This window comes from Sphingomonas sp., from assembly GCF_019749955.1.
Taxonomy (GTDB): domain Bacteria; phylum Pseudomonadota; class Alphaproteobacteria; order Sphingomonadales; family Sphingomonadaceae; genus Sphingomonas.
This window is the reverse complement of sequence record NZ_JAIEPC010000032.1, coordinates 1-10,941: the sequence shown is the minus strand read 5'-3', so window position 1 is coordinate 10,941 and position 10,941 is coordinate 1. Positions and strand designations below refer to the sequence as shown.

Here is a 10,941-nt window from a genome sequence, read left to right as displayed (position 1 = left end):
GACCCCCCTTTTTGCCGTCGCAGCCTGCTGGTGCGCCCGGATGGAAGTGCTGTCGATCATCTGGATGTCGCCGTCGTGCGCCTCGGTGATGGCGTCCATCAGCCGGTCCCACACGCCCGCCCGTCGCCAACGCACGAAGCGGTTGTAGCAGGTCGTCCTCGGTCCATAGCGCTCGGGCAGATCGCGCCACGGCGCGCCCGAGCGCAACACCCAGAAAATGCCGTTCAGAACCCGCCGGTCATCGACGCGCGGCACCCCTCTCGGCTTGTTCGGCAGCAACGGCGCGATCACGCGCCACTCGAAATCGGTCAGATCATAGCGGCTCATGCCGCCACTCTGAATCAGATCATTGCCGCTTTGGGAATCCCATTTATGGGTTCACGACCTAGCAGGCAAACTCGTCCAGAATCTTCCGCGCAGGGTGTTGAAGCGGTTCCCTACACTCCATCGCAGCATAGCAAATAATTTCTGCTAGAGTTATTTATCGAAGCAAGATTTGTACGATTCTAGTCGCCACCAAGAAGAGTCAAGTGCCGGTTGTCATTGTCACCTCAACCCGTGAACACGATTTCCGCTGTTTTCGGATCGGGCTGTCCGCGATGCAGCGACAGAAACGCCTCTGCGATCCTTTCGGGTGCGAAGGCCGTGCCGGGCTCGACCTGCCCTGCAATAGTGACGGTGCCGACGCGGATGCCCATGGGCGCCAGCTCTTCGGCCAGCATCAAGGCCAGCGCCCGGATGCCAGCCTTGCCGACCGATAACGACGGCGCTTGCGGCGAAGGGTAGAGGGCAAGGCCTCCGCCGGTGAAGAGTAGCGTCCCGCGTCCGGCCGCAATCATCGCCGGGGCGAGAGCGCGGGTCGCAACAAGCGCGCCAGTGACGGCAACCCGGAAGTCTTCGTCAAAGGTTTCGGGGGTTGTGTCGAGCACCGGACCTGGCCGCCAATATGCCGCGTTGTAGAGCAGGACTTCGGCGTCACCATGGGCGTCGCGGATAGCATCAAGCGCATTGGTCAGCGATGCGGCATCTCCTGCATCTGCAGCAAAGCCCTGCGCCATGATGCCTCTGGCAACAAATGCGCTGACAGCCGCGTCAAGCTTGGCTGCGTCACGCGCGATCAGGGCGAGCGGATAGCCTTCAGCCGCGAAAGCCTCGGCCACAGCGCTGCTAACGCCGGGTCCATAGCCGATGATGATGGCGGGGCCTTTGGGAGAAGTCATCGTGCCAATCCTTGCTGCTGCGGCGATCAGGCCGGTTCGTTATGCGATTCGAGTTTCCACAATGCCTGATCTGCGGCGCGGGTGATTTCGGTCAATATGTCGGACGTTACCGGATCGCCGAGCGTCGCGGATTCATCGATGGCCGAACGAGTTTCGCCGCCAAAGGCCGCAAGCGCTGCCGACAGCGCAGCGACATGCGCTTTGCCGGGCGCGATGTTCAGCGGATAGGGTGGAAGGTGAGACCGTTCGGCGGCCATCTGGATGGTGCCCTCGGCCGCGCTGCCAAGCGCCCCGGCGCGTTCGGCGAGCAGGTCGCTCCAATCCTCAACACTGCTCGCGATTCCATCGAACAACTCATGCAAGCCGATGAAATGGCCGCCGCGCACATTCCAGTGCGCCTGCTTGACCTGCGCGTGCAGGTCGATGGCGGCGGCAAGATGCCGGTTCAGCAGCGCGGACGATTTGCTTCGGGCATTTTGCGACAGCGTGTTGTGGGTATTCATCATGGGCAGACTTTCCTAACAATCATTCCAGCCAGCGACGTTCCGCGAGGCACTTACCGGACCAGAATGGCGCTGATGGCCGGCCCCATGCCCTGCGCATAGGCGAGGTTGGTAACGAGCATGCCGAGCGGTTCGGTGAAGCGGGCAAGCTTGAGCGGACCAGCATCGACGCCGTCAGCGTCGACATCGCTGACCAATTGAACCACGGTCGCGCGGGCGGCAGGATCATCGCCGCACACGAACACGCCGGGCTTGTGGCCACCAATGTCCATCGAGGGCGCATGCAAGCTTTGGGCGAAGGGCGGCACCGCCTTGACGATCCTGGCGAGCGGCGCAGCCTTTGCGATTTCCTCGCCCGCCGATGTCGTGGTGCCGATCAGCAGTTCGGACATGTCGGGGGCGAACGGGTTGGTGCAGTCCCAGACGATTTTGTCGGCCATCTCGCCCGCGAGGCTGCGAACAACATCCAGCGTAACGCCCCATGGCGTCGCCAAAATGATGACCTCGCCGTGCGCCACCGCTTCCTCCGGGGAGCCGGGCTTCGCGCCGCCCCCAATCACTGCGGTCGCTTCCGCTACTTTTTCGGGCGTGCGGGCATAGCTCACGACGATGTCATGCCCTTTTGCCGCCAGCCGTTTGCCAAGGCCCGTGCCGATATTGCCAGCACCTATGATCCCGATCTTCATGGTCTCGCTCCCCGACCGGGTACCGGAGAGGCCAGACGCAGAACGCGCGCCGGCGCGGTGCCGCCTTCGAGCAGATTGCCGGTGGTCAGCACGATCAGGTCGCGCGCCCGGCCAAAGGTGATCACGCTGGTGCACGCGTCGCACCCTGATGCCAAGATGTCGGTGCTCGCGCCGTCGGGCATGATGCGGATGAGCCGCGCACCATGCGTCGCAGCCGCGATCGATCCGTCGGCAAGAAACGTGAAGTCGTCGATCGGCCCGGTGGTAGCGAACAACTCGAGCGCGCCCATCGGCGAGGTGCCCGACAGTCGGACCCGATGCAGCGTGCCGCGCGCCGAATTCGAGATGTACAGCCAGCCGTCATGCAGCTTCAGCCCATTGGCACCGGGCCGCTGTGATGGCGCTGCCGGGTCCGCCCCCAGCAAGGGATCGACCAGCCACGGTTCGACCGTGCCAGCCACCGGATTGAACCGCCAGATTTTTCCAGCCAGCGAATCGGCAGCCAGAATCACATCGGGGGCGATTTCGACCATGCCGTTCAGGAACAAGGCATCAGGCGCGGCAACCCGCTTTGTGACCGCCCCGCTTCGGCTGAGCACCAGCAGTTGATTGGTCGCCGTGAAAGCCGGGCCAGCGGTAAACGGCTTGCCGTGCGCCGTCACGATGATGTCATTGGCCCGAGCGAGCACTGCGACGGGATGCACATCAAGTTTGACGAGTGGGGACGGTGCGCTGCGCCCATTCCACGTCATCAGCGTCTGGGCCAGGTAGCTGGTGAACAGCAGTCGCCCCTTTGCATCAACGCTCATATTCTCCAGGAAAGTGCCGTGCGGATAGCTGGCGACCGTCGTCACCGGTGGTGATTGTGCCGCCGCTGGTGTAACCATTAGGCCGACCGCGATAGCCGCCCAAATCATTCCTTTGCGTGTCATACTGTCCTCCTCAAAATCCTGCGGTCATCTGGACCAGGGCAAAATTGGTGTTCCGGCCACCGCTGGCGCGAATGCCGTCGAGCGCCTGCGCGTGCAGATAGGATACATAAAATTCCAGGTGGCGATTGACCCGCCAGCGCGCCGACGCCGCAATCTCGGCGGCGGACAGCTGTCCGCCATTTGCGGGCAGCGCAAGCGGCCGACCGTTCGCCGCATAAATCGCATCGCGGGTCGATGCGCGCGCGAGCAGTGTCATGTCCGCCCTGAACGTTACCCGACCGACGACCTTGCTGACATTGGCCTGCACGTTGACCTGGTTCGCGTAGAAATACAGCGGGGCGTCGTTAAAGGCGCCAAGATTGGGATAGAGCGGATCAAACGTGCCAAGCTGGCCATTGGCGGGATCGCCGTCCCCACTGGCAACGCCAATCTCCGCCCCAACACGCAGCGGATTGCGGCTACCTGTCGTCCAGCCGAAATCGACCGACCCGCCCCAGGCGAGGATATCGCGCGTGCCGATATGGCCGGTCTGCACGCCGCCCTGGGCAGTCACATCCCATTGATGTGCGGTGCGCTGATACTTCACGCCGAAGGTCTGACGTTCCTCAGGGCCTGAAGCAGACTGAAACGTCGCCAGCGGGCGGGCGCGGTTGAAGATGAAGGCGGTCCATTGGCCGGTTCGAAGGGTACCGGGGAATTGCCAGTTGAGCCCTGCAAAACTCTCGCCCTGCGTGCGCCGATCATCGAAGGCGCCGGGGCGGTTCGTGACCGGACTGAAATAGAAGCCGGTAAGATGATGGCCGCCGAGCGTCGCATCGAGCCGCGCGCCATCGAACGCCCGCCGCAGCGTCACGCCATCGCGCAGCGCAACGAGCCGGTTGCCGATGGGAAACTCCTGACGACCCAAGCGCAGCACCAGCGCCGCGCCGCCGATCTTCGCTGGAATGTCGACAAAGGCCTGCGCGATATCCGGATCGCTGACGTCGAACGGCCGCACCGCCGGGCGACGCCCCGATTGGCCCGTTGCTGAAAGCTGGACATAGGCCCGCACGCCGCCTGTGGTGCGCAGATCAGCAGCGATCAGCCCGCGATGCGCAATCGATTCCGATTGGGGTCCGCCCGCTATGCCGAAATTGACCGGATCGAACGCTTCGAAGCGGACGCGATATTCGCCGCCGAATGTCACCCAGGCGTCGCTACCCAGGCTGGCACAGATGGCTTGTGAATCGCCCACGCAATTTTCAACAGATCGCACTTCGGGTGCCGCGCAACAGCTCGCCTGTGCCATCGCCGATGCGGGAGCGATCAACAGACCGCTCCCCATTGCTACGCGTGCCAGAGTTGCGGCGGCCACCATCGGTCAGGGCAGGATCATCGGCGTGAGCACCGGCGCCATCAGCATCTCGAACTCAAGATTGGTGGCCGAAACGATGTTCTCGACGATCTTGCCGTCCTTCAGCCGCGCGACATGCGTTTCATCGAACAGGATGACGCGGTCTGTGGCCGGAATGCCGAAGTAATCCTTGGCGTGGCGCTGGCGCGAATGGAAGCGCGTGACCACCCGCATACCATCGGCGGATTCAAACTGGTCGATGATCTCGACCGGCCCTTCCGCCGGGAACGCTTCGACAAAGCCGGTCAGCGTCGCCTTATATTCTTCGATCCCCTCAATTGGCCCCATTGGTTTGAGGCCAGTGATACCGCGAATATCGGGATGCATGGTTGCATCGGCCGCGGCCAGATCGGCGCGCCCCAGAAAGTCGAGCGTAAAACGCCGAACGATTGCCAGATTGTCCATGTTTTTCTCCTTAGCCCAGATTCGCCCAGACGGTTTTGTACTGGGTGTAACTTTCTAACGCCTCCGAACCTTGCTCGCGACCAAAACCGCTCATCTTGAAGCCACCGAATGGCGCGTTGGGATGATATTTGTGCCAGGTGTTGAGCCACACCGTACCCGCCTTGATCCGGTCGGCCAGCCGCAGCGCGCGGCCCATGTCACCGGTCTGGATGCCCGAGGCGAGGCCGTAGCTGGTGGCGTTGGCCAGGCGGATGGCCTCGTCCTCGGTATCGAACGGGATGATCGGGACGACGGGACCGAATATTTCCTCCTGCGAAATCGTCATGTCGTTGGTCGCGTCGGCAAACACCGTCGCTTCGATGAACAGCCCCTTGCCGTTGATCGTGCGCGTGCCGCCGCCCGCGCTCAGCCGGGCTGCGGATTCCTTGCCCGCCTGCACATAGCGCAGCACCTTGTCATACTCACCACGCGAGGCAATCGGACCGATCATCGTCGCCGGATCGAGCGGATCGCCAAGCACGGCATTGCGCGCCATCACCGAAAGCCGCTCGACGAATTCGTCATAAATCGCGCGCTCAACCAGGATGCGGCTGCCCGCAACGCAAACCTCGCCTTTGTTCCAGAAAATGCCCCAGAACGCCGCCTGCAACGCGCTCTCGATATTGGCATCGGCAAAGACGATATTGGGCGATTTGCCACCAAGCTCCATCGTCAGATGCTTCATGGTGTCGGCACCCTTGCGCATGATGCCCTGGCCGACCGGGGTCGATCCGGTAAAGGCGATCTTGTCGACCTTGGGATTGGCGACCAGCGCATCGCCGATCGAGCCGCCGGGGCCGGTAATCAGATTATAGGCTCCCTCAGGCACGCCAGCGTCGAGCGCGATCTGCGCCATGGCGAGCGCAGTCAGCGGCGTGTCCGACGCGGGCTTGTGGACGATGGTGTTGCCCGCCGCCAGCGCCGGTGCGATCTTCGAGCACGACAGCGCGAGCGGAAAGTTGAACGGCGTGATGGCCGCGACAACGCCCAAAGGCTGGCGCCGGGTCAGGATGCGAATGTCCGCCTCATAGCTTGACCGGTAGCTGCCGTTCATCGCGCTCATCGCCAGCCCGCCGAAAAAGCGGAACAGGCCCGAACAATGCGGCATGATGATCTCGCGGAAGTCCTTGTAGGGCATCCCCATGTCCATCGCCTCGCGGATCGCCAGATCTTCGGCGCGTTCGTCCATCAGGTCCGCCATGCGGAACAGGATTTTGGCGCGCTCTTCATGGTGCATCCGCCCCCATGGGCCCTCCTCGAAAGCGTCATAGGCGGCATCGACGGCAGCGTTGGCGTCATTCACGGTGCCCTTGGCGATCTTCGTGGTGACGGCTTCGGTGGTGGGGTCGAGATTGTCGGTGGTCTCGCCAGTTTCCGCATCGCGCCACTTGCCCGCGATCATCAGTTTGCCAGGCGCGATGGCTTTACGCAGCGGCCTGTCGTTGGGCGATGCGGATGGCTGCGCGCCAGGCGGCACTGGGGTCATGATACGTTCCTTGTTGCAGACGGGGGTGAGGATTGGTGTGGCGTTGCGTTGTGCGAAAGCCCGCGGCGCGCTGCCGCGAGGCGCGGGCAAAGCGTGTCGAGTTGGTCGGCGTCAGGCGCTGCAAGGCGGAAAAGCACACACGCCTGATCGACATGGGCCGTGCCCGATAGCGGATCGGCAGCGCTTGCCGCAGGCACGATCATGCCGACGGGCCAATGGTGCGTGGTGCCCGGTGCCGATAACTGCCCGGCGCAAACCGCGACCAGATCACTGCCGACCGCGACCCGTTCGCCCTCGACGTAATGCTCGATGCTGCCACGGCGGAGCAGCGTGAGGCAGGCGGTAGATTCGTGCGGGAGGTCGGCAAACACCGGTACGCTGCGCAGAAGCTCGGCGAGCGGCGGTGCCTTGGGGTCATGGGCAGCGATGCGTTTCATACCGTCCTCCCGTCGCCGCCATCGGTACCGGGAAACAGCAGCGCGGGCGTCAGTCGATCGGCGGGTAACTACCTCCCCAAATTTGGGGAGGCGCGATCAGGCAGGGATGATGGCGGTAATCGTCGTGCCACGTCCGGGCGCACTATCGATCGCCAAAGTGCCGCCCAGCGCTTCAATTCGTTCGCGCATGCCAAGCAAACCCCAGTGGCCGCCCATTGCAGCGGCGTCGGTCGGTTCAAACCCCTTGCCATTATCGACGATCGTCATGACGAGTTTGCCGTCTTGAGAATGCGCGCCAACCGCCATTTTTCTGGCCTCGCCGTGAATGATCGCGTTGTTGACGGCTTCCTGCACAACGCGAAGCAGCGCTTCGGCCTTCACCTGCCCTAAGCGTCCTGGAAGACCGTCAAGGTCGATGTCGATGCCAGCCTGATCATTGCGCCGACTTTCAAGCCAATCGGCAATCGCGGCACGCAGGTCACCCGATGCCAACATTGGTGATCGCATTTGCCAGACGGCGTTGCGAACCTGCGCCAGGCTGGCACCGGCATCACGCGCCAATGCAGATAGCAAAGCGGGCAGCGCGGCTGCGTCTTCGCGGGCGGCAGTTCTGGCGGCTGCCTGCAATTGCATGGTCACCGCCATGAACCCCTGCAAAGCTGTGTCGTGAAGATCCCGCGCGACGCGCGTGCGCTCTTCGATCACCGCGTCGTCGCGTCTACGCCGCTGGCGAACAAGTAACCAAGCAAACACCGCGATCGCACCGGCAACTAGGGCGCCGATCGCCGCCGCGCCGAACAGCCAAAGGCGGTCGGTCAGCGCACGGGCGGCGTCGCGCTGGCCCTGGACGCTGTCGACCAGCGTATCGCGCTCAGTCATGCCGACGTCGGCGACGGCCAACGCGGCTGCCACGGCGAGTTCGCTGCGCCGCCGGTTGGCAACCGCTTCATAGGCCAAGCGTTGCAGCGACGCGCCGCGACGATAATCGCCAAGTCCGACAAAGGTAGTGGCCGCCAGGTGCAGCGCCCGTGCCTGCGTTGCCTCATCTTCGAGCTCGCGCAGCCGTTCGACGGTTTCGGCGCACGCACGGGCATCCGGCGCAATGCCAAGCCTCGCATACACTTCAAGGCAGGCAAGGGCCGCATTGAGCCGATCGCGATCGCCGCCCCGCCGCGCCAACGCTTGTGCGTCTTCAAGTCTGGCAAAAGCGACCGCCCGGTTTGGACGTCGCGCCGCGCTTTCGGCAAGCGTACCCAGATTGACGATGCGCATGTCGGCCAGATAACCCTCGCGCGCCTGTGCGCTGTTTGCCAGCAATAACGCAGCGTTAGCCGACTGCTCGGCTTTGGTCAGTTGATCGAGAGCGAGAAGCGCCGCGGCCTTGTTAGTCAGCAAACCGAGTGCGAACGTCGATCGTGGATAGTCGCGCTCAATAGCCAGATAGCCGTCGAGCGCGCCCTTTGTATCGCCGAGCGCAAGTTGCACATTGGCTGCATTGAACCGCGTTGTCGCCGCAAGTTCGGCTTCACCTGCGGCGCCGAATGCCGCGGCTGCCGCGCGCAGCCGGGCGAGTGAGGGAAGCAGGCCGCCAGCCGCCTGCTCAGCGACGGCGGCGTTGTTGAGCGCACGGCCCAGGCATGCCTGATCAGCCGCAGCACGGCACAACGCAGCCGACCGATCAAAAAGCGGGATCGCCCGGCGATGGTCTTCCGCCATCATGGCAAGCACCCCGGCATAGCGCAGCGCCCGTGCGGCCGGCTCGGTCTGGTGTCGGGCGGCAAGGTCAACTGAAAGCGCCTCGGCGCGGGCCGAAATCGCGAGATTGTCCTGCCCGTCGACGGGGGAAGCAGCGGATTGCTCGATCTGCGTCAACCGTGGATCGACTTGCTGTCCTCGTGCACTGGTGCCCATAAATCCGAACAGAAGAACGACGAGCCACCGAAACGTCATAGCTGCCCGATGCTCCGGTCACCTGTCGCAAGGAACCCCCGCGCGATTGCTGCCGCTATTGCTGCGCCACGATCACGACAGCCGAATTTTTCGATAATGTTCTGCACATGCGTGCGGACCGTTGCCTCACCGATGCCGAGCCGCGCGGCTATTTCGGCGTTGCGCAACCCATCGGCCAAATGATCGAGGACGCCGCGTTCCCTTGGCGTAAGGTCTACGCGGGGTCCGTTAAGGACCAGGCGCATCGCCACCACCGCTGGAATATGTCGTCGCCCGGCGGCAACGGCCCGGATCGCCGCCTCAATCTCATCAAGCCCTGAATCTTTCAGGACATAGCCGCGCGCGCCAGCTTCCAACGCCCGGTGAATCGCTTCGTCGCCATCGAAGGTGGTGAGAACAAGGACCCGAACTGCGGGATGCCGCTCCAGAATGGCGGCGGTTATCGCCGCACCGTCTTCGGTGCCGAGCCGCAAGTCCATTAGGACAACGTCGGGGTCAAATGCTCCACAAGCCCGCAGTGCTGCGGTGTGCGAGCCGGCTTCTGCAACCACCATCATCTCATCCGCTGCGCTGACCAATGCCGCGATCCCGGCACGAACCGCCGGATGGTCATCAACGATGAGCACACGTATCATTTCGACTGCATATCAGAACCGAGCGGACGGTCATCATCGTTAATGGTCCAGTTGGGCAACATGGACAAATTGGTTGACGCAGAACTCGGTGGTTGGCTCATGGCTTCCTTTTGGAGCAAGTTTGAGCCGATGCGATTTGACCGGAGCAGAGTGGCGTGTTTCAATACTGCGCTGTTTCGACATCGCGATGCTCTGATTTTGGCGTTCAGGACTGCGGCTCGCGGATCAGCACCGACCCGATCCGCGCGCCGAAACCTTGCACGTATTTGAGGCGTCCCGAATTATCATGTGTTCCGGAAGGTCGCCTGAAATCGGCCTGTCATCAACGTTCCAGGTGCTGCCATTGTTGGTCTATGGCCGCGCTCGCCTTAGCGGTTGGTCCGCTCATATGAACGAATGGCAGGTTCCGCGCAACGCCGCGGGTGCTGTCGACGTATGCTTCTGGGTCTTCGATGCTTGATGGCACGTCCGGCGCTGAACGGTCGATGTCGCCGGCTACTGCTCAGCCGACGTCCGCGCAAATGGTCATGCGTGCCGCGCCGGCGGGCGATATAAGCCACGGCCACGTCGCGTTGTGATGCTCGATCACCTTCGACGCCGAGAGATGAGGCCGGTCGGCCGTCGTGTGACCGTCTGCAGGAACGACTACCCGGAGTCCGCGCGCCAAGGCGCTCCTGACGGTCGTATCAACGCAGAACTCGGTGGCGAAGCCAGTGATGACAACTTCTGCGATGCTCAAGCTGGCAAGCGTGTCAGACAACGGCGTGTCCAGGAAGGCGTCGCAGGACTGCTTGGCGATTCTGATGTCGGCTGGTGCCGTCGTCAGCCTCGGATCCAGCGCGTGACCGGGCTGAGCTGGGTGGAGTTCTTCACCTTCAGGTCCGCAGTGCTGGATGAAGATCACTGGAGCGCCCTTCTTCCGGAACCGGTCTGCTATTTCGTTGAGCCGCGCGATCAGCGCCTCGCCGTCATGCCGCGGTGTCGCGAACAACCCCTGCTGCACATCGATAACTAAGAGGGCCTGTTTGATCACGGGTATATCCTACGGCGGCCTCACGGCTGACCACAAGGGGTAGAACTGGGCCAGCTAGCCCGATGAGCGGTCACGACAATCTACGGTCGACATGAACAGACTTCCGCTAGTGGGAAGCCGCTGAGCGCCTCTGAATGCCCACTTCTGTGAAGGATATCGGGCGCCTCTTGGCGTACGATATCCTCCAAGGCAGGAAGCCGCGTGCCACGCGTGCTGACCTAT

Annotated in this window: 12 protein-coding genes; all 12 read right to left on the bottom strand. The window is 63.0% G+C overall.

Annotated elements, in window-relative coordinates; all coding sequences use genetic code 11:
- The coding region (locus K2W81_RS08965; protein WP_294103502.1) for an IS5 family transposase at positions 1-327 on the bottom strand (327 nt) is incomplete at its 3' end.
- A 224-nt stretch (positions 328-551) separates the two neighbouring features.
- Entirely contained in the window at positions 552-1,220 is a 669-nt protein-coding gene (locus tag K2W81_RS08960) for an SDR family NAD(P)-dependent oxidoreductase (protein WP_294103500.1), read from the bottom strand.
- A gap of 26 nt (positions 1,221-1,246) precedes the next feature.
- Positions 1,247-1,726, bottom strand: coding sequence for a DNA starvation/stationary phase protection protein Dps (gene dps / locus K2W81_RS08955; RefSeq protein WP_294103498.1), 480 nt, complete (start codon positions 1,724-1,726; stop codon positions 1,247-1,249).
- Between the two features lie 50 nt (positions 1,727-1,776).
- A complete protein-coding gene (locus tag K2W81_RS08950) occupies positions 1,777-2,409 on the bottom strand; it encodes an NAD(P)-binding domain-containing protein (protein ID WP_294103496.1) in 633 nt (210 codons plus the stop codon).
- Positions 2,406-3,341, bottom strand: coding sequence for a hypothetical protein (locus K2W81_RS08945; RefSeq protein WP_294103494.1), 936 nt, complete (start codon positions 3,339-3,341; stop codon positions 2,406-2,408). Before K2W81_RS08945 ends, K2W81_RS08950 begins: the two co-directional genes overlap by 4 nt.
- A gap of 10 nt (positions 3,342-3,351) precedes the next feature.
- Positions 3,352-4,575, bottom strand: coding sequence for an alginate export family protein (locus K2W81_RS08940; RefSeq protein ID WP_294103492.1), 1,224 nt, complete (start codon positions 4,573-4,575; stop codon positions 3,352-3,354).
- A gap of 126 nt (positions 4,576-4,701) precedes the next feature.
- Positions 4,702-5,139, bottom strand: a complete 438-nt coding sequence (locus tag K2W81_RS08935; protein WP_294103490.1) for an ester cyclase — start codon at positions 5,137-5,139, stop codon at positions 4,702-4,704.
- 10 nt (positions 5,140-5,149) lie between these two features.
- On the bottom strand, positions 5,150-6,664 hold the full coding sequence (locus K2W81_RS08930) for an aldehyde dehydrogenase family protein (protein ID WP_294103488.1): 1,515 nt from the start codon (positions 6,662-6,664) through the stop codon (positions 5,150-5,152).
- Positions 6,661-7,101, bottom strand: coding sequence for a hypothetical protein (locus K2W81_RS08925; RefSeq protein ID WP_294103486.1), 441 nt, complete (start codon positions 7,099-7,101; stop codon positions 6,661-6,663). The genes K2W81_RS08930 and K2W81_RS08925 overlap by 4 nt, the downstream gene beginning before the upstream one ends.
- A 96-nt stretch (positions 7,102-7,197) precedes the next feature.
- On the bottom strand, positions 7,198-9,051 hold the full coding sequence (locus K2W81_RS08920; RefSeq protein WP_294103484.1) for a sensor histidine kinase: 1,854 nt from the start codon (positions 9,049-9,051) through the stop codon (positions 7,198-7,200).
- Positions 9,048-9,686 (bottom strand): response regulator transcription factor, encoded by a 639-nt coding sequence (locus tag K2W81_RS08915; RefSeq protein WP_294103482.1) that lies wholly within the window; start codon positions 9,684-9,686, stop codon positions 9,048-9,050. The genes K2W81_RS08920 and K2W81_RS08915 overlap by 4 nt, the downstream gene beginning before the upstream one ends.
- A 502-nt stretch (positions 9,687-10,188) precedes the next feature.
- Positions 10,189-10,719 carry a cysteine hydrolase family protein gene (locus tag K2W81_RS08910; RefSeq protein ID WP_294103480.1) on the bottom strand — a complete coding sequence of 177 codons (531 nt, stop codon included), beginning with the start codon at positions 10,717-10,719 and terminating at the stop codon, positions 10,189-10,191.
- Between the last annotated feature and the right edge of the window lie 222 nt (positions 10,720-10,941).